The sequence below is a fragment of the Bradyrhizobium sp. IC4059 genome (genome assembly GCF_020193615.1).
GTDB classification, from domain to species: domain Bacteria; phylum Pseudomonadota; class Alphaproteobacteria; order Rhizobiales; family Xanthobacteraceae; genus Bradyrhizobium; species Bradyrhizobium yuanmingense.
Map to the genome: position 1 here is coordinate 905929 of NZ_JADYVH010000001.1, position 22800 is coordinate 928728.

Here is a 22800-nt window from a genome sequence, read left to right on the forward strand (position 1 = left end):
GAGCGATGCGATGCTACTTCGCATCCTCCAGAATCATCGTGCTGCCCTTCTCCGCGATCATCGCGGTCGGCGTATTGGTGTTGCCCGAGGTGATCGTCGGCATGATCGAGGCATCGACAATGCGCAGGCCGTCGAGGCCGTAGAATCGCAACCGCTCGTCCACCACCGCCATTGGATCGTTCGCCGTGCCCATCTTCGCGGTGCCGACGGGATGGAAGATGGTGGTGCCGATGTCGCCGGCGGCTTTCGCGAGGGAGGCATCGTCGTCGCCGACGGAGGGGCCGGGCAGATATTCACTGGGGCGATATTTGGCCAGCGCTTTCTGCTGCATCAGGCGCCGCGTGGTCCGAATGGCGTCGGCGGCGACCTGGCGGTCGTCATCGGTCGACAGGTAATTTGGCGCGATGATCGGCTTCTCGTCAGGCGTTGTCGCGCGCAACCGCACAGTGCCGCGCGAGGTCGGTTGCAGATTGCACGCGCTCACCGTGATCGCAGGGAAACGGTGCAGGGGATCGCCGAACTTGTCGAGCGAGAGCGGCTGCACGTGGAATTGGATGTTGGCGCGGGCGCGCGTCGCATCGGAGCGCGTGAAGATGCCGAGCTGCGACGGCGCCATGGTGAGTGGGCCGCGGCGGCGGAAAGCGTAGTCGAGCCCCATCAGGCCGCGGCGCAACAGATTGTAATAGGTCTCGTTCAGCGTGCGCACGCCCTCGACCTTGTAGATCGCGCGCTGCTGCAGGTGATCCTGCAGATTGCGCCCGACGCCGGGCTTGTCCATGACGATGTCGATGCCGAGCGGCGACAGCCAGTCGGCCGGTCCAATGCCGGAGCGATGCAGCACCTGCACCGAGCCGATCGAGCCTGCCGAGAGCACCACCTCGCGCTTTGCGCGCGCCTCGATGATCTCGCCGTTCTGGATGAAGCGCACGCCGACGGCGCGGCCCTGCTCGATGATGAGGCGGTCGACCAGCACGTGCTTCTCGAGCCGCAGATTGGGGCGCCTCAAGGCCGGCTTGAGGAAGCCGCGCGCCGAGGACCAGCGCCGGCCGCGCTTCTGGTTGACGTGGAAATAGCTGGTGCCTTCGTTGTCGCCGGTGTTGAAATCCGGGATGCGCTTGATGCCCATCTCCTCGGCGGCGTCACCGACCGCGTCGAGAATGGCCCATGACAGCCGCGGCGCTTCGATACGCCAGCCACCGCCGGCGCCGTGATGCTCGCTGGCGCCGAGGAAGTGGCCTCGAGGCGCTTGAACAACGGCAGCACGTCGTCATAGCCCCAGCCGGTCAGGCCAAGCTGGCGCCAATGATCGTAGTCGGCAGCCTGTCCGCGCATCGAGATCATGGCGTTGATCGCCGAGCAGCCGCCGATCACCTTGCCGCGCGGATAGGCCAGCGAGCGGCCGTTCAGGCCGGGTTCGGCCTCGGTCTTGAACATCCAGTCCGAACGCGGATTGCCGATCGCGAAGAGATAGCCGACCGGAATGTGGAACCAGATCCAGTTGTCGTCGCCACCAGCTTCAAGGATGAGAACGCGGTTGCCTGGGGCAGCCGATAGCCGGTTGGCGACGATGCAGCCCGCGGTGCCGGCTCCGACGACAATGTAGTCAAACTCACCTTCAAGCCGCCTCGGCATTCTGCTTCCACCCGGATGGTCTCTTTGCTTTCCGTTAATAGGCAGACGCAGCCGACCTGGACAAGCCCGGCCATGCCGGGTGAACAGGGCTAGACCCCGATTGCCGGCGGTTGGGTGGACCGACGCTTGCATGGTAGACAGACCTGCATTTCCAACAGCTCGAGACCTTCCATGCCCATCGTGAACCGCGTCGCCGACCTTCAACCCGATATCCAGGCCTGGCGGCGGGACATCCATCAGCACCCCGAGCTGCTGTATGATGTCCACCGCACCGCAGCATTCGTTGCGGACCGGTTGCGGGAGTTCGGCTGCGACGAAGTCGTGACCGGTCTCGGCCAGACCGGCGTCGTCGGCGTGATCAAGGGCAACAAGCCCACCGGCGAGGGGCTCAAGGTGATCGGCATGCGTGCCGACATGGACGCGCTGCCGGTCGAGGAGCAGACTAATCTGCCTTACGCCTCCAAGATCCCCGGCAAGATGCACGCCTGCGGCCATGACGGCCACACCGCGATGCTGCTCGGCGCGGCCCGCTATCTCGCCGAGACGCGCAATTTCGCCGGCGATGCCGTGGTGATCTTCCAGCCCGCCGAGGAGGGTGGCGCCGGCGGCGCGGCCATGGTCAAGGACGGCTTGATGGAGCGGTTCGGCATCGAGCAGGTCTATGGCATGCACAACGGCCCGGGCATCCCGGTCGGCTCGTTCGCGATCAGGCCAGGCCCCATCATGGCGGCGACCGACGAGGTCGACATCATGATCGAGGGCGTTGGCGGCCATGCCGCGCGTCCGCACAAATGCGTCGATTCCGTTCTGGTCGGCGCGCAGGTGATCACCGCCCTGCAGTCGATCGTCTCGCGCAGCGTCGATCCCCTGGAATCGGCGGTCGTATCGATTTGCGAATTCCACGCCGGCAATGCCCGCAACGTCATTCCGCAGACCGCGACCCTGAGAGGCACCATCCGCACGCTGTCGCCTGAGGTGCGCAAGCTGGTCGAGAAGCGCGTGCATGAGGTCGTGGCGGGCATGGCGCAGATCACGGGCGCCAAGATCGACCTGCACTACAAGCGCAATTACCCGGTCGTGAACAATCATGCGGCGGAAACCGAAGTGGCACGGCGCGTCGCCACGCAGGTCGCGGGCGAGGCCCATGTCCACGAGATGGCGCCGCTGATGGGCGGCGAGGATTTCGCCTACATGCTGGAAGCGCGGCCCGGGGCCTTCATCTTCTGCGGCAACGGCGACAGCGCCGGCCTGCATCACCCCGCCTACAATTTCAACGACGAGGCGATCGTCTACGGCACGTCCTATTGGGTGAAGCTGGTCGAGGAGCAGCTCGCGGCGTCGTAGGACCGGGTCCGAAGCACAGATGAAAGGGCCCGTGCATTCCACAGGCACTTGTCTATTTGAGAGATCGGATCGTCAACAACGGCGTGAAGCCATTTCCCGCTGTATTCACGCAGCCCGTGCGGCCTTCTTCTGCAGGCCGGCGGCGATCTTCAGATCCTCGACGAAGCGCCGATATTCCAGAACCTTGGCTTCGGGATCCGGCAGCCGCAGCAGATAGGACGGATGCACCGTCACGAGCGCTTTGCGGCCTTCGGGAAGATCGATCAACCGGCCGCGGTTCTTCCCGATGGGGGTGATCTTGCCGAACACGCTTTGCGCGGCGGTGGCGCCCATCGCCACGATGAGATCCGGTTGGATTGTCGAAACTTCCCGCTCATACCATTGCCGGCACGCCCGGATTTCAGGTGTGTTCGGCTTCTGGTGCAGGCGGATCTTTCCGCGCGGCACGAATTTGAAGTGCTTCACCGCGTTGGTGACATAGACCTTCTTGCGGTCGACGCCGGCCTCCTCCAGTGCGCGATCGAGCATTTGCCCGGCCGGGCCGACGAAGGGATGGCCGGCGAGGTCTTCCTTGTCGCCGGGCTGCTCGCCGACCAGCATGATGTTGGCATTCTCAGGCCCTTCGCCGAACACGGTCTGTGTCGCGTCCTTGTAGAGATGGCAGGCGCGGCAATGCGCGGCCTCCTCGCGGAGCGTTTCGAGATCGTCGGCAGTTGACTTGCGTTTCATCGGAGCCTCCGGCCGCTTCTGAGGCTTGTGCGGATCGGTTGCGGCATTGGCGATCATGGCGCCGGTCATGCGCTCGGCGTCCTCGATCAAGGGCTTAATGATCGAAGCCTCGGGCAGGTTCCTCCAATACTTCTTCGGCATCTCGGCCTGCATCGCCTTCACCTTGAGCCGGGCCGGATTGAAGATGCTGGCATAGTAGCGCCGCCAGGTTTCCTCGAGCCGGTCTTCGCCCGGCGCCTCGCTCTTGCTGACGCCCGGCGTGAACGAGAGCGCATGGCCGTCCCAATGCGCGCAGAGGTCCGGCGTCAGGATCGACCAGGGCATGTCGGAAAAGCGCTTGGCAAAGAAGGGCGCGGCGAGCTCGACGACGTGATGCTCCGGCTCGAACCAGGCGACGTAATGCGCCTCGCGTTCCCGGCCGATCTCGCGGAAGCGCACGAAGGCATGCATCTTGTGCTCGTCGCGATAGACCGCTTTCGCCATGGCCGTGACAAGCGCGACATCGGGGTCGGTCGCGACCTCAATGAGATCGTGATTGTCCTTCAGCCGGAACAGCAGGCGATAGAGGATCGCAAAGCGCTCGCCGTCGCGATGCAGGATCGCCGCCTTGGCGAGCTCGACGAATTTGCCTGGTACGTTGAAGGTGCCCTCGTTCATCTCGAGGATCGGAGAGGGCGCGGGCGGTGCGAACAAGTCCGCTTCGCGGCCCTGCACGGTCCAGGTGACCGCGCCGGGCGGCACGTGATGGAGCACGAGGCTGCGCGCGGCTTTGCGCCAGCCGTCGAAATCGGTTTCGGTGTCGAGCATGATGTACTGCATCAGAAGCCAAATCCCAGTTGCGTTGCTTTCGGCTTGAACCGTTCGATCAACCCGGCGGCATCGAGACGATGCGGTGAGGGACGGTGATCGCTGAGGACGATGAACGGCAGCGCCTTGTTGCGGGGCACATGCAGCCGCGCGAGATCGGCGAGGCGGATCGTGGTGGTGCGCCGCGTTGCGAGGATGCGTTCGACCGTCCTGGTGCCGAAGCCCGGAACGCGCAGCAGCTCCTCGCGGCTGGCGCGGTTGACGTCGAGCGGGAAGCGGTCGCGGTGGCGCAGCGCCCAGGCCAGCTTGGGATCGATGTCGAGCGGCAGCATCGCGCTGTCGTCGACGATCTCGCCGACATCGAAGCCGTAGAACCGCATCAGCCAGTCGGCCTGGTAGAGCCGGTGCTCGCGCAGCAGCGGCGGCGCGCGCAGGGGCAGCGCGCGGCTGGCATCGGGGATCGGGCTGAAGGCGGAGTAATAGACGCGCCGCAGCCGGTAGGCGCCGTAGAGATTGGCGCTGGTGTGGAGAATGGTGTGATCGGAGGCGCTATCTGCGCCGACGATCATCTGCGTACTTTGTCCGGCGGGCGCGAAGCGCTGCGGTTTGGCCTTCGTCTTGGCGCTGCGGCTCTCCTCGGCCTCGTCCAGCTTCAGCCGCAGCCTGCCCATGGTGCGGCGGATCGCCCGCACGTCCTTCTCCGGCGCGAATTGCTGCAGGCTCGTCTCCTCAGGCATCTCGATGTTGATCGAAAGACGATCGGCATATTTGCCGGCCTCGGCGATCAGCGCGTCGTCGGCCTCGGGAATGGTCTTCAGATGGATGTAGCCGCGGAAATGATGCTCCTCGCGCAGTTTTCGCGCGACGCTCACCACTTGCTCCATCGTGTAATCAGGGCTGCGGATGATGCCGGAGGAGAGGAACAGGCCCTCGATGTAATTGCGCCGGTAGAAGTCGAGCGTGAGCTTGACCAATTCGTCGATGGTGAAGCGGGCGCGTGGGACGTTCGAGGAGGCGCGGTTGACGCAATAGAGGCAATCGTAATTGCAGGCGTTGGTCAGCAGCACCTTGAGCAGGGAGATGCAGCGTCCGTCCGGCGCGTAGGAATGGCAGATGCCCATGCCCGGCGCGGTCGAGCCCATGCCCTTGCCGTCGCTGGAATCCCGCTTCTCGGTGCCGCTGGAGGCGCAGGATGCGTCGTATTTGGCGGCATCCGCCAGAATCTCCAGCTTGCGTTGTACGTCCATGTTTGAATCTCTTTGATTCCGCTCATGAATCTTTGGATGCGCCAATTCGATTGACTCTGCCGGCGCCGTTAGCTTTATATTAGAACATATCATGAACAAATGAGCCAGCCGCTGGTTCTCTTTTTGAGAGCCATCGGCAATCACCTCTGAGGAGCGGCGAGCATGAGCGGCGCACGTATGAGCGCGCTTGCGATCCTGCGCGGCCAGATCGAGCGCATCGAGACGGCGGAAGTCGTGCATCCGCGCGATCGCATCGTACTCGGCCATGGCGCGGCCGACGCCGCGCTGAAGGGCGGGCTCGCGCGCGCGGCGATCCACGAGGTGTTTTGCGAGGGGCGACAGGGCGCGGCCGCGACGGGGTTTGTCATGGGCCTTGCGGGACGCGTGAGCGCACGCCGGCCGCTATTGTGGGTGCGGCAGGATTTTTCGGAGCTCGAAACCGGCGCGCTGTCGATGAGCGGGCTATCCGAGCTCGGCCTCGATCCGCGCTGTGTGGTGATGGTGCGCGCCGCCGATGTCGAGAGCGCGCTACGCACCTCGGCCGACGCGCTCGCCTGCGATGCGCTGGGCGCCGTCGTGCTCGAGCTCTGGGGCGAGACCAGGCAGTTCGATCTGGTGGCGAGCCGCAAGCTGACGCTGGCCGCGCAAGGCTCGGGCGTGACCGGCCTCTTGCTGCGGATGGCCGCGCAGCCGCTGCCCTCGACCGCGGAGACACGATGGATGCTGCGTGCGGCGCCTTCGCCGCCGGGCTCGGTGTGGAGTGCCTGGGGCGCGCCGGTGTTCGATGCCGAGCTCTTGCGCAATCGTCATGGCCCCTGCGGCCGGTGGATCATGGAATGGAATTGTGATGAGTGCCAGTTCAGTGAACCGTCGACGTATCCTCAGCCTGTGGCTGCCGCGCCTGCCCATCGACAGGATCCAGCGGTTCCTTGGCAGCGCCGGGCTGGGTAAAACCAACCATGAGCCGAGCATTGTCGTCATCAAGGACAACAATGCGCTGGTGATCCATGCGCTGGACGAGGCCGCCGAGCGCCTCGGCCTGTATATCGGCCAACCGCTGGCCAATGCGCGGGCGATGTGCCCGGATTTGCGTGTGTTCGACGCCGATACCGTGGCCGATACGAAGACGCTCAGCGACATCGCCGATTGGTGCGACCGCTTCACGCCGCTGGTGGCGCTCGATCCACCGCACGGGCTGTTCCTGGACATCACCGGTTGCGCGCATCTGTTCGGCGGCGAGGCCGCGCTGTTGCGGACATTGGTCCGGGCGCTCGACCGGCAAGGCTTTGCCGTCAGCGCGGCGATCGCGGGCACCTCGGTCTGCGCCCGCACGCTGACGCGGCAGGTATCCGGCACCATTGTGGCCGATGGCGGCGAGGCGGAGGCGATCAGGTCGTTTCCAGTCTCCGCGCTCGGTGCGGGTGAAGCCATCACCACCGGCCTGCGCCGTGCCGGGCTGAAGACCATCGGCGACGTCGCCTCGCGCAGCGCCTCCGAGATCACGGCGCGGTTCGGCGCGCGCTTCTCCACGCTGCTCGCCCATGCGCTGGGGCAGGGTGATGCGCCGATCAGCCCGCGCAAACCGCTGCCCGATTACATCGTCGAGAAGCGCTTTGCCGAGCCGATCGCAACCGACACCATGATCGCGATGACGCTGTCGCGGCTCGCCGACACGTTGATCGCATCCATGGAGAAGCAGGGCAAAGGCGCGCGGCGGCTTGAAGCGGCGTTCTTCCGCACCGATGGTGTGGTGCGTACGATTACGGTCGAGACCGGGCGTCCGGTGACGCGAAGCGCCGTGGTCGACCGCTTGTTCCGCGAGCGGCTCGATGCCCTCGCCGATCCCCTCGATCCCGGTTTCGGCTTCGACATGGTGCGGTTGTCGGCGAGCCGCACCGAGATCGTGGTGCAGGAGCAGCGCGATCTCGATGCCCATGTCCACGACAATGACGAACTCGCGGCGCTGATCGACCGCATCGCCGCGCGGATCGGCGGCAGGCGTGTCGTCGTGCACCTGCCGCAGGATACCCATATCCCCGAAAGCGCGGTGCTGGCCGCATCGGCGCAGCATCATCTCGCTGCTGCCATGCAGGCCGAATGGCCGACGCGCGTCGCGAGCGAGCCGCCGCTGCGTCCCTTGCGGCTGTTCGACAAGCCGGAGCCGATCAAGGTGCCGTTCGCGACCGTGCCCGATGGCCCGCCGCATCAATTCACCTGGCGGCGGGCACTGCATGCGGTGGTGCGGGTCGAGGGGCCCGAGCGCATCGCGATGGAATGGTGGCGGCAGGACGGCAAGCACCTGACGCGGGATTATTTCCGCATCGAGGATGCCGAAGGCCTGCGCTTCTGGATCTTTCGCGACGGTCTCTATGAAGGCGAGGTGTTCGACGGTGACGGCAAGCCGGCGTCTCCCGGCTGGTATGTGCACGGTCTCTTCGCATGAATACCCTTAGCTATGCCGAGATCGGCATCACCACAAACTTCTCCTTCCTGCGCGGCGGCTCGGATCCGCGCGCCTATGTGCATCAGGCGAGCAAGCTCGGGATTCCCGCGATCGGCATTGCCGACCACAACACGCTTGCCGGCGTGGTGCGCGCCTACCAGGAGCTTGACAATGACGAGGTGCTGCACAAGCCGAAACTGTTGATCGGCGCTCGCATCGTCTTCATTGACGGCACGCCCGACATCCTGGTCTATCCACGCGATCGCGCGGCCTATGGCCGGCTGTGCCAGCTCCTGACGAGGGGCAAGCGTGGCGATGACATCACGCGGATCGAAAAGGGCGAGTGTCATCTCAGGCTTGACGATCTCCTGGAATTCTCGGAAGGCCAGCTCCTGGTGTTGACGCTGCCGCATCGTCTCGAGCTGGCGCGGGCGCTGGATGTCCTCGCAAAGCTGAAGGCGAGCCGTGCCGAGGGCGTGTGGCTGGCGGCGAGCCTGCTCTATCGCGGCGATGACAAGCGTCGCCTCTTGCGGCTCGATGATCTCGCCGCAAAGGCAAAGGTGCCGCTGCTCGCAACCAATGAGGTGCTGTATCACGATCCCCGCCGCCGTCCGCTCCAGGACGTGCTGACCTGCATCCGGGAAAAGACCACGATCGAGGCGATTGGGCGGAAGTTAGAGGCCAATGCCGAGCGCTTCCTGAAGACGCCGCGTGAAATGGCGCGGCTGTTCCGCGATTTTCCCGAGGCGATTGCGCAGACCATGCGCTTTGCGGACGCAATCGAGTTCTCGCTCGATCAGCTGAAGTATCAATATCCCGACGAGCCGGTACCGCCGGGCAAGACCGCGCAGGGGCATCTGGAGGACCTGACCTGGGCGGGCGTCGACAAATATTTCGGCGGCAAGATCGACGACAAGCTGCGCGCGACCCTGAAGAAGGAGCTCGCGCTGATCGCCGAGCTGAAATACGCGCATTACTTTCTCACCGTGCACGATATCGTCCACTACGCGCGCAGCCAGAACATTTTGTGCCAGGGCCGCGGCTCGGCGGCGAACTCGGCCGTGTGCTACGTGCTCGGTATCACCTCGGTCGACCCGACCAAGGTGGACCTCTTGTTCGAGCGCTTCATCTCCAAGGAGCGGCTGGAGCCGCCCGACATCGACGTCGATTTCGAGCATTCGCGCCGCGAGGAGGTGATGCAATATGTCTATCGCCGCTACGGCCGCCACCGCGCCGCGATCATCGCCACCGTCATTCATTATCGCCCGCGCAGCGCCATCCGCGACGTCGGCAAGGCGCTCGGCCTGACCGAGGACGTCACCGCCGCGCTCGCCGACACCGTTTGGGGCAGCTGGGGCAAGGGCCTCAACGACATGCAGGTCCGGCAGGCCGGGCTCGATCCCAGCAATCCCATGATCAACCTCGCGGTCGAGCTTGCGACCGAGTTGATCGAATTCCCGCGCCATCTGTCCCAGCATGTCGGCGGCTATGTGCTGACCCAGGACCGGCTCGACACCTATGTGCCGATCGGCAATGCCGCGATGGACGACCGCACCTTCATCGAATGGGACAAAGATGACGTCGATGCACTGAGCATGATGAAGGTCGACGTGCTGGCGCTGGGCATGCTGACCTGCATCAGGAAATGTTTCGATCTGATCGACCAGCACAAGGGCGAGCGTTTTATGCTGGCGAGCGTCCCGCAGGACGACCCCAGGGTTTACGACATGCTGTGCCGCGGGGAATCGCTCGGCGTGTTCCAGGTCGAGAGCCGCGCCCAGATGAACATGCTGCCGCGGCTGAAGCCGCGCACCTTCTACGATCTCGTCATCGAGGTCGCGATCGTGCGCCCCGGGCCGATCCAGGGCGACATGGTGCATCCTTATTTGCGGCGGCGGAACGGGCTGGAAAAGGTGAGCTATCCGTCTCCGTCGCCGGAGCATGGCGACAAGGACGAACTCTACAAGGTGCTGCACAAGACGCTCGGTGTCCCGCTGTTCCAGGAGCAGGCGATGCGCATTGCGATCGAGGCCGCGCATTTCACCTCCGAGGAAGCCAACGGCCTGCGCCGCTCGATGGCGACCTTCCGCAATGTCGGCACCATCGGCCAATATGAGGAGAAGCTGATCGGCAACATGGTGGCGCGCGGCTACGATCCCAACTTCGCCAAAAGCTGCTTTGACCAGATCAAGGGATTTGGCTCCTACGGCTTTCCGGAGAGCCATGCCGCGAGCTTTGCACAGCTGGTCTACATTTCGTCGTGGCTGAAACACTACCATCCCGACGCCTTCTGCTGCGGTCTGTTGAATTCGCAACCGATGGGCTTTTATGCGCCGGCGCAGATCGTCAGCGACGCCCGCAAGAACGGCGTCGAGGTGCGCGACATCGACGTGTCCTACAGCTTTGCGCAGAACACACTGGAGGAGGGAAGCGGCAAATTCTGCGCCGTGCGCCTCGGCTTTCGCCAGATCGATGGATTCCACTGGCTGGACGAGGATGAAGAGAGGCTGAAACGCTCTCAGCTGTCATTCCGGGGCGCGCGTAGCGCGAACCCGGAATCCATCGCGCCGCATACGCCTGGCGGAGGAATGGATTCCGGGCTCGACGCTGACGCGTCGCCCCGGAATGACGGTGTGGAGAGAGTACCCGATTGGGCCGACCGCATCGTCGCCGCGCGTAACCGTCGTCCCTTCACGTCGCTGGAGGATTTCGCCCGCGACACCGGTCTGCCCAAGCGCGCGCTGATCCTCTTGGCGGATGCCGATGCGTTCCGCTCGCTCGGGCTCGACCGCCGCGAAGCGCTGTGGCAGGTGCGGCGGCTGCCCGACGACGTGCCGCTGCCGCTGTTCGAGGCGGCGACCGCGCGCGAGCAGCCGGACGAAGGCGCAAAACCGCTTCCGGTGATGCCGCGCGCCGAGCAGGTGGTCGCGGACTACCAGACCATCCGGCTGTCGCTGAAGGGCCATCCGATGGAATTCCTGCGCGAGATGTTTACGCGCGAGCGCATCGTGGCCTGCAAGGAGATCAGCCATGAGAACGAGCGGCGCCGCGTCCGCTGCGCCGGTGTGGTCCTGGTGCGGCAGCGGCCGGGCAGCGCCAGCGGCGTCGTGTTCATGACGCTGGAGGACGAAACCGGCATCGCCAATGTCGTGGTCTGGCCCAAGATCATGGAGCAGTACCGGAAAGAAGTGATGGGCGCGCGCCTCATCCTGGTCGAAGGCTACATCCAGAGCAGCCCCGAAAAGGTGACGCATCTCATCGCCCAGCGCATGATCGACCGCTCGCACGATCTGGTCGGCCTCGCCAACGATGCGCTCGGCCGCAAGCATCCGCTGCCCGCAGGCGCCACCGTGGTCGAGCCGCTCAACGAAGACCCCCGCGCGCTCACGGATATGCCGGCACAAAAAATCCGCCACCCCCGCAACGTCCGCATCCTGCCGCCGTCGCGGGATTTTCATTGAGCGAGCGCGGGCTACTGCCGACGTTTATTGCGATGATTGCGCCTCATTCTCAGTCGTCATGCCCGGGCTTGACCCGGGCATCCACGTCTTTCGGAGTGCGCAGCAGTGCGTGGATGGCCGGTCAAGCCCGGCCATGACGGAGGAGAGAGAGCTCGGCAAGCTGCCCTCAAAAATTCACCCTGTTCGAAATCGCGCCGTCCACGACGAAATTCGAACCCGTCGTGAATCCCGACACCGGGCTGGCCAGAAACACCGCCGCGCTCGCGATGTCCTGCGGCGTTGCCATGCGGCCGGTCGGGTTGCGCTTCATCGCGTCCTGGTACCGCTCCGGCATGTTCTTCTCGATCATCTCCCAGACGCCGCCTTTGAAATAGACGGTGCCGGGCGACACGACATTCACGCGGATCTTCTTCTTCGCGTATTGCCGCGCCAGTCCCTTGGCCATGTGGATCAGCGCGGCCTTGATCGGGCCGTAGGAGCTGGCCGTGTCCGCCTGCGCCGCGGAGATCGACGAGATGATCACGAAGGCCGCATCGCCGCTGCCGGCGCCGCTTGTCTCGAGGAACGGTCGGGCGGCGTCGAAGGCGTGCACGGCGCCGAGCACATCGAGCCGAAAGTTCTGCTCCCAGGATGCGGGATCGTGCCCTTGCGCCATTGCGCCGGCATTGGAGAACAGCATGTTGATGCCGCCGAGCTCTTGCGCAGCCGTCTCGATCCAGCTTTTCAGCGCCGCGCCGTCGGTGACGTCGACGGGGCCGCCGGTGGCGCGGATGCCGCCCGCCTTCAGCTCCGCGACGGTGGCCGCAACCTGATCGGCGTTTCGCGCGCACACCGCGACATTGGCGCCTTCGCCGGCCAGCGTCGCCGCAATCGCCCGCCCGATGCCACGCGTGCCGCCGAGCACGACCGCGTTCTTGCCTTTGAGACCGAGATCCATTGTTGGCTCCTTTTTGTTGGTGCTGCGAGTGTAGCTGTTTCGCGAGGCGCCCAGAAGAGCTCCACGTCGTCATTGCGAGCCACCGGGTCCGCGCAAAGCGCGGCCCGATGACAGGCTCCGCGAAGCAATCCAGAAATGCATCCGCGGAAGGATCCTGGATTGCTTCGTCGCAAGGGCTCCTCGCAATGACGCAGAGAGACTTCACTCCGGCGCCGCTCCCACCGGCGGGCCGCCGGGCGGGCGGTGCAGGAAGGTCAACGAAGCATAGGCGCCGGCCCAGGAGCCGATTGCGGCAAAGGCAACGTAGAAGGCGTTCTCGGTGTAGCTGATCACGGCATAAGAGGAGAGCAGGTACCAGACCGCGCTCCAGTTCGCCGCAGGGATGCGCTTGCGCGCGATCACGGCCGAAGTGAACATGACATAGACGGCGTCGGTGGCCGCCGTCGCGATGAACACGGCACCTGCGATGAGGGGATCGATGGCGGCCATTGCAATCCTTTCTGCGATCATGACACGGTCGCGAAAAGTACAGCAAATGAGCGGGGAGAGAAGCAGCGATGCAGAGCCCCGCCGACATTCTGGCTGAGGAATCTCGGTCGGCTCGAGGGCGGATTGAATACCCCCGATGTCCCGGGACAGGCCGTACATGCTGCGTTCATAGAGCACATGCAATTTGGCTTCGGCACGTTGAAGGCGGTGCAGCATTCCGCTCGGCTGTCGAAGACGCCGGCGCAATGGAGCCGTCGGGCGATGCCGCTCGGCAGTCATCCGGCACAATGGCCGGGCCGAAGCTGACATGAAGCTGACATGTCGCAAAATTTTAACGCAGACGGAAAGGGCCGACGCGTTTTTTAGGTTGTTTGAAATCCCAATTCGGCACTATTAGCGCGAGCGATGAGGCAATCATTTGCCGAGATCGTCGCAGACACGACCGGGCCCCATGGCAGTTGAGATTACCAAGCGATTGCACGTGATTGCAAAACAACGGGTGATCGCATCCGTAGTTTTACTAGCCCTCGCCGGCGCCGGTGTCGGAGCGTACGGCTTGTTCTCTTCGGGCCCGAAGGCAAAGAAGCACTCCGAGATCTCCAGCCAGTCGCGCAGGAATGCGCAGACCTTCACGCCGACACCGTCCGAATGGGCGACGCTGACGATCGAGCCGGTCGCCGCCAGGAGCTTCCGGGCCGAGTATGTCACCGAGGGCAAGGTCGCGGTCGACGAGGATCGTTCGACGCCGGTGTTCTCGCCCTATGCAGGCCGTGTCACCAAGCTGCTCGCCAAGCCCGGCGAGACGCTGAAGCAAGGTCAACCGCTGTTTACGATCGAGGCCGCCGACACCGTGCAGGCCCAGAACGATTTCATCGCGGCGATGACCTCGCAGAATAAGGCGAAGTCGGCGCTCGAGCTTTCCGACATCCAATTCAAGCGCGCCAAGGACCTCTACGAGGGCCATGCCATTCCGCTCAAGGATTACCAGCAGGCGGAAGCGGCCCAGGTGCAGGCGCGCAATGACATGCGCTCCTCTGTGGCGGCGCTGGAAGCCGCGCGCAACAAGCTGCGCATCCTCGGCTTCACCGACGAGGCCATCAAGACGTTCCAGGAAAAGGGCGTCATCGATCGGGAGATCACGATCTACTCGCCGATCTTCGGCACCGTCGTGCAACGCAAGATCGGCCCGGGGCAATACGTCAATTCCGGCGCTAGCGATCCGGTCTTCGTGGTCGGCGACCTCTCCACGGTCTGGCTCACCGCCTTCGTGCGCGAGAGCGATGCGGCCGCGGTGTGCATCGGGCAGGACATCACCGTCAACGTGATGGCGCTGCCGGGCCGTCCGTTCAGCGCCAAGATCAACTACGTTGCCGCCGCGATCGACCCCGCCACCCGCCGCCTGCAGGTCCGCGCCACGATCGACAACAAGGACGGGCTGCTCAAGCCGGAAATGTTCGCGAACGTCACGATCTATTCGGCCGGCGACCGCGCCGCGCCGGCGGTGCCGAAGCAGGCGCTGATCTACGAGGCCGACAAGGTCCGCCTCTGGGTCGCGCGCGAGGACAAGTCGGTCGAGCTGCGCCAGATCAAGATCGGTCTCATCAACGGCAACCTCGTCGAGGTCACCAGCAATCTGAAACCCGGCGAGCAGATCGTCACCAAAGGCAGTCTGTTCATCGACCGCGCGGCCTCCGGCAGCTGATCGACGACCCAAGAAAATTGAAGACCTGAATGGATCGTCTCGTTGCCCTTGCCGTCAACCGGCGTTTCCTGATGGTCGGCATGTTCGTCGCCGTGCTGATCGGCGGCTTGATCGCGTTCAACCGGCTCAACATCGAAGCCTATCCCGATCCGACTCCGCCGATGGTCGACATCGTGACGCAGAGCCCGGGCCTGTCGGCGGAAGAGATCGAGCGCTACATCACGATCCCGATCGAGACCCAGGTTGCCGGTCTGAAGAACGTCACGACCATCCGTACCATCTCGCTCTACGGCCTCTCCGACGTCAAGATCCAGTTCTCCTTCGCCTACACCTATGACGAGGCGTTGCAGCAGGTCTTGAACCGCCTGGCTCAGCTTGCGCCGCTGCCCGGCAACGTGCAGCCGCAGATCTCGCCGCTCAGCCCGATCGGCGAGATATTCCGCTACCGTCTCGTCGGGCCGCCGAACTACAGCGTGCTCGACCTCAAGACCATTCAGGACTGGATCCTGCAGCGCCGCTTCCGCGCCGTGCCGGGAGTCATCGACGTCACCGGCTGGGGCGGCAAGAGCAAGACCTACGAGATCCAGGTCGACTTCAACAAGCTGGTCGCTAACGGGTTGACGTTGCCGCAACTGCTGCAGGCGGTCGGCAATTCCAACGTCAATGTCGGCGGTAACACCGTTGATATCGGCCAGCAATCGGCGGTGGTGCGCGGCGTCGGCCTGATCCGCTCGATCGACGACCTCGCCAACACCATGGTGGCGCAGACCGGCGGCAATCCGGTGCTGGTGAAGGACGTCGCCACCGTCACCGTCGGTCAGAAGCCACGTCTCGGCATTGCCGGCCTCGACGATTCCGACGACATCGTGCAGGGCATCGTCCTGATGCGGCGCGGCGAGCAGAGCTCGCCGACCATCAGGCGCGTCCACGAGCTCGTTCAATCCATCAACAACTCCAGCATCCTGCCGCCCGGCGTGCGCATCGAGCGCATCTACGACCGCGGCGACCTGATCGAGCTCACCACCCACACCGTGCTGCACAACATGGTGGTGGGCATCCTGCTGATCGTGCTGTTGCAGTGGATCTTCCTCGGCGATCTCCGGAGCGCGCTGATCGTCGGCGCCACCATCCCGTTCGCGCTTTTTTTTGCGGTCATCATCCTGGTGCTGCGCGGGGAATCGGCCAACCTTCTGTCGGTCGGTGCGATCGATTTCGGTCTCATTGTCGATGCCACCGTGATCATGGTGGAGGCGATCTTCCGCCGCCTGACGCAAACGACACCGATGTCGGAATCCGAGCATATGTCGCCCGAGACGCTGTTCGGCATGAAGAGCCATGCCATCCTCAGCGCGGCGGCCGACGTCTCGCGATCGATCTTCTTCGCCGCGGCGATCATTATCGCGGCGTTCCTGCCGCTGTTCACGCTCTCTGGCGTCGAGGGCAACATCTTCGGACCGATGGCGCGGACCTATGCCTACGCACTGGCCGGCGGCCTGCTTGCCACCTTCACCGTGACTCCCGCGCTGTCCGCGATCATCCTGCCGGCGCATGTCGAGGAGACCGAGACGAAGGTGATGCTGATCCTGCACCGGCTCTACATGCCTGTGCTGAATTGGGCGGTCGCCAACCGCAACATCGTCCTCGGCGCCGCGGTCGGTCTGGTGTTGATGACGGTCGCGCTCGCCCGGCTGCTCGGCCTCGAATTCCTGCCGAAGCTGGAGGAGGGCAACCTCTGGATCCGCGCTACGCTGCCGCCGACCATCTCGCTTCAGGAAGGCAACAGCTACGTCAATGAGATGCGCAAGGTGATCCGCGCCCGGCCCGAGGTCGAATCCGTCGTCTCGCAACACGGCCGTCCCGACGACGGTACCGACGCCGCCGGCTTCTTCAACGCCGAGTTCTTCGCGCCGCTGAAGCCCGTGAGCCAGTGGCCCGGTACCCGCGACAAGGAAGAGCTGACCGCGCAGCTGCTCAAGCAGCTCGACGATCGCTTTCCCGGCGTCGAGTTCAACTTCTCGCAATATCTCCAGGACAACGTCTCCGAAGCCGTCTCCGGCGTGAAGGGCGAGAACTCGATCAAGCTGTTCGGAAGCGATCTCCAGGCTCTCACCGACACCGCCAACAAGATCAAGTCCGTGCTCGCCACCGTGCAGGGCGTCACCGACCTTGCGGTGTTCACCTCGCTGGGCCAGCCGACCGTTCAGATCGACATCGACCGCGCCAAGGCGGCGCGCTACGGCCTTGCACCGGGCGACATCAACGCGACCATCAAGGTCGCGATCGGCGGCGACACCGCCGGCGACCTCTATGAGCCCGGCAGCGACCGCCACTTCCCGATTATCGTGCGCCTCGCGCCGGAATACCGCCGCAGCGCCGAGGCGATCCAGAATTTGCGGATCGGCGCGCCCGGGCCGAACGGCTCCGTCACGCAGATCCCCTTAAGCGAGGTCGCGACCATCAGCCTCGTCTCGGGTGCGGCCTACATCTATCGCGAGCAGCAGGAGCGTTATCTGCCGATCAAGTTCTCGGTGCGCGAACGCGATCTCGGCAGCGCGATCCGCGAGGCGCAGGACAAAATCGCCGCGCAGGTGCAGCTGCCGCCGGGCTCGCACATGGAATGGGTCGGCGAGTTCGGCAACCTCCAGGACGCGATCCGGCGGCTCTCGATCGTGGTGCCGATCTCGCTGGCGCTGATCGGCGTGCTGCTCTGGTTTAATTTCGGCTCGATGACCGACACACTGCTCGCGATGAGCGTGATCCCGATGGCGATCTTCGGCGGCGTGCTCGGCCTCCTGATCTCGGGCACCGCGTTCAGCGTCTCCGCGGCGATCGGCTTCATCGCGCTGTTCGGCATCGCGGTGATGGACGGCATCATCATCCTGTCGCAGTTCAACCAGCTGATCGAAGAGGGCATGGACCGCATGAGCGCGGTGGTACGCACCGGCGAGCTGCAACTCCGGCCGGTGCTGATGACCTGTGTCGTCGCAGGCGTCGGCCTCCTGCCGGCAGCGCTGTCCGAAGGCATCGGCTCGCAGGTGCAGAAGCCGCTCGCGGTTGTCGTCGTCACCGGCATGATGCTGGCGCCGGTCGTGATTCTGGTGACCTTGCCGGTGCTGATCTCCTTCTTCTCCCGCCGCGCGCGCTGACCGTCAGAACCCGTAGAGCCGCGCCGGATTGTCGACCAGGATCTTCTTGCGCACCTCGGCATCCGGCGCCCACACCGGAAGCTGGTTGAGCAGGCGGCCGTCGTCGATCTGATAGAGCGGCGCGATGTCGGTGGGCTTGCGGCCCTCGACGCGGCTCGAATCCGGATGCGGCCAGTCGGTGCCCCAGACGATGCGGTCAACATTGGCCGCGATCAGCGCGCGGGCATAGGGCACCATGTCCTGATAGTCGGGCGCCAGCTTCGACGAGCGATAGGCGCCCGAGATCTTCACATAGGCCTTGCCGGACTTCACCAGCGCGACGAGGTCGGAGAAGCCCGGCTGCTCCAGCCCGAGCGAAGCGTGAAGGCCGCCGAAATGGTCGAACACGACCGGCACCGGCGCCGTCTCAACGAGGTCCTTGATCGCGGAGATCATGGCCAACGTGGTGTAGAGCTGCACGTGCCAGCCGCGCGCCTTCATGCGCTCGACGGCGGCGGTGAAGCGCGGCCGGCCGACATTGGGGTCGTTGACGCCGCCGGTCGCCAGATTGAGGCGGATGCCGCGGAAGCCGTCCTGGTGCATCGTATCGAGCGCGCTCTCCGGCGTCTTGTCGTCGATCACGGCGACGCCGCGCGCGGTTGCGCCGCGCGCCTTCATGCCGAACAGCGTGGAGGAATTGTCGGTGCCGTAGACGCTCGGCGTCACGATCACCACACGCTCGATATGCAGCGCCTTGTGCAGCGCCGCCATTTCTTCCGGCGAAGCCGGCTCCGGCGTATAGACGCGGCCAGTGAAGAACGGAAATTTTTCGACATCGCCGTGAATGTGGGTGTGGCAGTCACAGGCATGCGCCGGCACATCGAAATTGATCGGCGTCGCAGGCTGCGCCGCGCGGGCATGGGCTTTGCTGGTCATGGCTACTCCGGCCGCAAGGGAGGCAAGCAGGACGCTGCGTCGGCTGAGCACGGTTTCTCTCCCAGTTTGTTTTTTTATCGGCGAGTGGGAGGAGAATATCACATCAACCGGGCAACCGCTCCGCTTCGCTGCATAGCTGCTCGACAAGCTCCGCAAGCGGACGTGAGCCGTCCACGCGCACGACCGGGCAGGGCAGGCCCGAGAGCCACGCTTCGTGCTTGGCGAGACTGCGGCCTTCGCGATCGCCGGCTTCGTAATGGGAGGCCCATTCGACGAAGTCTTCGGTCTCGCCATGGCGCCAGCCGCCCGGCGCGACGGCATCAGCGCCGAAATGGGCGGCCTCGCGGGCGCGCAGTCGCATCATCCGGATCTCGCGCGGCACGCTCACGAAGACGACCAGGTCGAAGTACGAAACGAGCTCTTCGCCCCAGCCGGTGACGGACCCGCTCAGCACCCAGTCGAGACGCGGCAAGAACATCTCGTGCATCAGGCGCAGGCGGTCGGCGGCCGGGCGGGTCGTCCGATAGGGCGGCACGGTGGGCAGCCAGAAATAGTCGTCGCTGTCGTGATGCGGCAGCGCAAGCTGCCCCGCGAGCGCACGACCGATCGTGGTCACGCCGCAGCCCGAGGCTCCCATCAGATGGATGCGGCGGCTTTTCATCGGCATCCACCAGAGAGATTTGAGGCTACTGCCCCGACGGCGTGCGCAGGCCGTGCCAAGCGTCGCGGACCTGGTGATAGTGCACCTCGGGCAGATAATCCGGCGTGTTCAGGTTAAGCGTCTTGACGTCGAGATGGCCGATGGCGCTGAGCAGCGTGTAGGAGGCGATCACGCGGTCGCGTTGCGCGCCGATCAGGCGGGCCTTGGCCTGGATCAGGTCGGCCTGCGAGTTCAAGACGTCCACCGTCGTGCGCTGGCCGCCGGCGGCCTCGCGCTGCACGCCCTGCAGCGCGACGGTGGCCGCCTTCACCTCGGACTCCGAGGCCGAGACCGTGATCTTGGCGCCTTCGTTGGCAACCCAGGCGCTGACCGCCGCCGTACGCGCTTGATTGCGCACCTGGTCGAGCACGAGCCGGCTCTGCGCCGTGATCTCCTTGGCCTGCCGAGTCTGCGCCGCGGCCTGGCCGCCGTCGTAGATCGGCGCGGTGACATTGGCGACGATCGAAGCCTGGTCCTCGGCGAGGGTGCTGAGCGCCGGGTCGTTGTTGCGGCTTTTGCTGGCGCTGCCCTGGATCGTCGCGCTCGGCAGCAGCGTGCCTTCGGCGATGCGGATGTTGGTGGAGGCGACATCGACGTCGAAGCTGGCGGCCATCACCGCCGGATGCTGGCGGATCGCCATCGTCATGGCATCCTCGCGGCTCTTCGGCAGATAGCGGTCGACGGCCTCGGCAGGCCTGAGCTGCGAGGGCGCATTGCCGATCACCTGCGCATAGGTGGCCTGGCTGACCGCAAGCGCGACCTCGGCCGCGTTGAGATCGGCAAGGCCACGATTGAGGCGGGCCTCGGCCTGCGCGGTGTCGGTCGGCGTGACGTCGCCGGCATTGAGCCGGCGCTGGGTGACGGAGAGCGTCTCGCGCAGGAAGGCGACGTTGGAGCGCTGCGCCTCGACCAGCGACTGGTTGGCGAGAACATTGGTGTAGGCGGTGACCGCATCGAGCAGCACGCCCTGGCCGACGTTGCGGAGCGCTTCGCGGCCCGACTGCACCTGGAGCTCGGCGGCCCGCACGCCGTTGGCGGTGCGGAAGCCGTTGAACAGGCTCTGCGTCACGGTGACGCCGATGATCCAGGGCTTCAGATTGCCGGTCTGGATGGTGTTGTCCGGCAACAGATTGCGCACCGATTGCAGGCCGGCGCTGAGGCTCGCCACGATCTGCGGCCGGTAGCCGGCCAGCGCCTGCGGCACGTTCTCGTCGGTGGCGCGCTGGCGCGCACGCTCGGCATTGAGCTGCGGATTGGTCTGATACGCTTTTGCCAAGGCGTCCGGCAGTGCTTCGGCCCATGCCGCGGAGGGAAGGGCGCACGAGAACGCCAGCGTGGTCCATGTCGCAAGCGCATGACCCGCGCCCGATCGACGTCGCGTCACCCCGCGACCAGCTCTGGCGGTACGCCCAATCATGTAATCTCGCTTAACCCCGGCTGTCCGCCCCCGCCGACGATGGCCTCTTAACTGTTTAGCCAGCCGAGGTCCCGCAGGCAAACTGCCGCGGGCAAAACTCCCATGTATTCCGTGCTTGTTGCAGGCGCGTCACAGGCTGTGCGCGGGAAAGCGCCAGAGCCTTACACCGGCCTGACCGGCTCGTGCGCTACCGGTTCTTGTTCACAGGCTTGCGCTTCTCGATGAACGCCGCCATGCCCTCCGAGCGGTCCTCGAGCGCGAAGGTCGAATGGAACAGGTTGCGTTCGACGCTCATGCCTTCGGAGAGCGTGGTCTCGAAGGCGCGGTTCACCGCTTCCTTGGCCATCGCGGCCGCAGGGCGCGACATCGCGGCGATCTTCTCGGCGGCCGCCATGACCTCGTCCATCAGCTTGTCGGCGGGTACGATACGGCTGACCAGGCCGGAGCGCTCGGCTTCGGCGGCGTCCATCATCCGGCCGGTGAGGCAGAGGTCCATGGCTTTGGACTTGCCGATCGCGCGCGTCAGCCGCTGGGTGCCGCCGATGCCGGGAATGGTGCCGAGCGTGATCTCGGGCTGGCCGAACTTCGCGGTGTCGGCGGCGATGATGAAATCGCACATCATGGCGAGCTCGCAGCCGCCGCCGAGCGCGTAGCCGGCGACCGCGGCGATGGTTGGCTTGCGACAGCGCGCGATGCGGTCGCCCCCGATCGCGGCGAAATCCTCGGAGAACATGTCGATGAAGCCCTTGGGCTGCATCTCCTTGATGTCGGCGCCGGCGGCAAAGGCCTTCTCGTTGCCGGTCACGACGATGCAGCCGATGGCGTCATCGGCCTCGAGATCGTCGACCGCAGCTGCGATCTCGCGGAAGACGCCGAACGAGAGCGCGTTGAGCATCTTCGGCCGGTTCAGCTTGACGATGCCGACCGCGCCGACGCTCTCGACGATGATGTGTTCGAACGTGCTCATGCTCCACCCACGCTTTCGATTGAGCGGGCAATGTGCCCGCTGGCGCGGATGCCTTCAAGGGGGCCGGACGCGGGACGCGCGCGGGGTCGCGTCCCGGCGGAACCGGCCATCAGGCCATGAACATGCGCGCGGCGGAGGCCAGGGTCAGCAATGTGCCGACGCCGATGAAGATCTTGCCGATCAGGGAGCTCTGGTCCCAGGCCGAGCTCTGCTGGCTGCTGGCCATCACCGGCGCCGGCCGCGGCTGCGCCTCGGTTGCGGCGATCACCGCCTTCTGCGGCGGCCGGGTCTCCTGCAAGGCCCGATCGATGTCGTTGAGTTGATCGGGCGCGACGACCTGGCTTTCGGGGCTCTCGGCGCTGGTATTATCGGCGGCTGCCTGGACGTTGTCGTTGGCGCGGTTCGTCATCGCGGAGGCTGCCGCGGCAGTCGGCGTGTCGGCGGCGAGCTGCGCATTGGCGTTGGCGACCTCCGGAGCCAGCTGGCTCGAGGCCGGGACCTGACTGTCGGCCTTGTCGTTCTTGGCTTCGTCGGGCTTGGCCGCCGTGTCCTTCTTGTCGGCCTTGTCCTCGGATTTCTGCCCCGTCTTCCTGCTGTCGGTGCGGCGCGAGTCTTGGCGCCGGTGCTTGGCCGTATCGGCCCCTTTGTCGGCGCTCTCCGATTTGTTGCCCGCGGCCGAGTTCGGCGCCGCCTGTGCGAGGCCCCCGGATAGCAAGACAAGCCCGGCCAAAACGATCAGGGCCGCGCGCGCGCTGGTTTTCATCATGTCGACGATCTCCCCAATTCCGCCCGTCCCGGCAGCGAACAGAGACCCCGGGGCGTGACGACAGCGGGGCAGAAAATGGGAATCTTCGGGCTACACCG

The 22800-nt window shown here is 65.2% G+C and carries 15 protein-coding genes and 2 pseudogenes; 7 read left to right on the forward strand and 10 right to left on the reverse strand.

The window, feature by feature from the left end:
* Nucleotides 1-13: 13 nt before the first annotated feature.
* A pseudogene (locus tag I6F12_RS37275) lies at nt 14-1632 on the reverse strand (GMC family oxidoreductase N-terminal domain-containing protein).
* A 171-nt stretch (nt 1633-1803) separates the two neighbouring features.
* Between I6F12_RS37275 and I6F12_RS04195 the strand changes: the two are divergent.
* Complete coding sequence (locus tag I6F12_RS04195; RefSeq protein WP_225155565.1) at nt 1804-2976, forward strand: M20 aminoacylase family protein; 1173 nt, start codon at nt 1804-1806, stop codon at nt 2974-2976.
* 105 nt (nt 2977-3081) lie between these two features.
* Here I6F12_RS04195 and I6F12_RS04200 read toward each other — a convergent pair whose 3' ends face one another.
* Nucleotides 3082-4524: a UdgX family uracil-DNA binding protein gene (locus tag I6F12_RS04200; protein WP_225155566.1), complete on the reverse strand. Its 1443-nt coding sequence runs from the start codon at nt 4522-4524 to the stop codon at nt 3082-3084.
* Nucleotides 4524-5759 (reverse strand): putative DNA modification/repair radical SAM protein, encoded by a 1236-nt coding sequence (locus I6F12_RS04205; RefSeq protein WP_225113504.1) that lies wholly within the window; start codon nt 5757-5759, stop codon nt 4524-4526. The genes I6F12_RS04200 and I6F12_RS04205 overlap by 1 nt, the downstream gene beginning before the upstream one ends.
* Before the next feature lie 162 nt (nt 5760-5921).
* Between I6F12_RS04205 and I6F12_RS04210 the strand changes: the two genes are divergently transcribed.
* Genes I6F12_RS04210 through I6F12_RS04220 form a run of 3 tightly spaced genes read left to right on the forward strand, consistent with a single transcriptional unit; the run spans nt 5922 to nt 11663 of the window.
* Complete coding sequence (locus I6F12_RS04210) at nt 5922-6710, forward strand: DNA repair protein (protein WP_225149889.1); 789 nt, start codon at nt 5922-5924, stop codon at nt 6708-6710.
* The gene (locus I6F12_RS04215; protein ID WP_225155567.1) at nt 6607-8202 is read left to right on the forward strand and encodes a DNA polymerase Y family protein; all 1596 of its coding nucleotides are present in this window, start codon (nt 6607-6609) and stop codon (nt 8200-8202) included. The genes I6F12_RS04210 and I6F12_RS04215 overlap by 104 nt, the downstream gene beginning before the upstream one ends.
* A complete protein-coding gene (locus I6F12_RS04220; RefSeq protein WP_225155568.1) occupies nt 8199-11663 on the forward strand; it encodes an error-prone DNA polymerase in 3465 nt (1154 codons plus the stop codon). Before I6F12_RS04215 ends, I6F12_RS04220 begins: the two co-directional genes overlap by 4 nt.
* A gap of 166 nt (nt 11664-11829) precedes the next feature.
* On the opposite strand, the gene I6F12_RS04225 is transcribed toward I6F12_RS04220, so the two are convergent.
* Both I6F12_RS04225 and I6F12_RS04230 read right to left on the reverse strand, forming a co-directional pair.
* Nucleotides 11830-12600, reverse strand: coding sequence for an SDR family oxidoreductase (locus I6F12_RS04225; RefSeq protein WP_057027153.1), 771 nt, complete (start codon nt 12598-12600; stop codon nt 11830-11832).
* 201 nt (nt 12601-12801) lie between these two features.
* The gene (locus I6F12_RS04230; protein WP_057027154.1) at nt 12802-13089 is read right to left on the reverse strand and encodes a hypothetical protein; all 288 of its coding nucleotides are present in this window, start codon (nt 13087-13089) and stop codon (nt 12802-12804) included.
* A 90-nt stretch (nt 13090-13179) separates the two neighbouring features.
* Between I6F12_RS04230 and I6F12_RS04235 the strand changes: the two are divergent.
* The 3 genes and pseudogenes from I6F12_RS04235 to I6F12_RS04245 form a co-directional block, all read left to right on the forward strand.
* Nucleotides 13180-13395 (forward strand): annotated as a pseudogene (locus I6F12_RS04235) (CoA transferase); the annotation flags it as partial.
* Between the two features lie 145 nt (nt 13396-13540).
* Nucleotides 13541-14791, forward strand: coding sequence for an efflux RND transporter periplasmic adaptor subunit (locus I6F12_RS04240; RefSeq protein ID WP_225155569.1), 1251 nt, complete (start codon nt 13541-13543; stop codon nt 14789-14791).
* Between the two features lie 29 nt (nt 14792-14820).
* Nucleotides 14821-17937: a CusA/CzcA family heavy metal efflux RND transporter gene (locus tag I6F12_RS04245; RefSeq protein WP_225155570.1), complete on the forward strand. Its 3117-nt coding sequence runs from the start codon at nt 14821-14823 to the stop codon at nt 17935-17937.
* Between the two features lie 3 nt (nt 17938-17940).
* Here the strand turns inward: I6F12_RS04245 and I6F12_RS04250 are convergent, their stop codons facing one another.
* The 5 genes from I6F12_RS04250 to I6F12_RS04270 all read right to left on the reverse strand — a co-directional run bounded on the left by I6F12_RS04250 (nt 17941) and on the right by I6F12_RS04270 (nt 22702).
* Nucleotides 17941-18903, reverse strand: a complete 963-nt coding sequence (locus I6F12_RS04250; RefSeq protein WP_036006044.1) for an amidohydrolase family protein — start codon at nt 18901-18903, stop codon at nt 17941-17943.
* Between the two features lie 52 nt (nt 18904-18955).
* Nucleotides 18956-19513 (reverse strand): hypothetical protein, encoded by a 558-nt coding sequence (locus I6F12_RS04255; protein WP_225133441.1) that lies wholly within the window; start codon nt 19511-19513, stop codon nt 18956-18958.
* Between the two features lie 25 nt (nt 19514-19538).
* Nucleotides 19539-20969 (reverse strand): TolC family outer membrane protein, encoded by a 1431-nt coding sequence (locus I6F12_RS04260; protein WP_109144413.1) that lies wholly within the window; start codon nt 20967-20969, stop codon nt 19539-19541.
* A gap of 187 nt (nt 20970-21156) precedes the next feature.
* Complete coding sequence (locus I6F12_RS04265) at nt 21157-21936, reverse strand: enoyl-CoA hydratase (protein WP_036006037.1); 780 nt, start codon at nt 21934-21936, stop codon at nt 21157-21159.
* Between the two features lie 109 nt (nt 21937-22045).
* On the reverse strand, nt 22046-22702 hold the full coding sequence (locus I6F12_RS04270; protein WP_109144412.1) for a hypothetical protein: 657 nt from the start codon (nt 22700-22702) through the stop codon (nt 22046-22048).
* Nucleotides 22703-22800 lie beyond the last annotated feature (98 nt).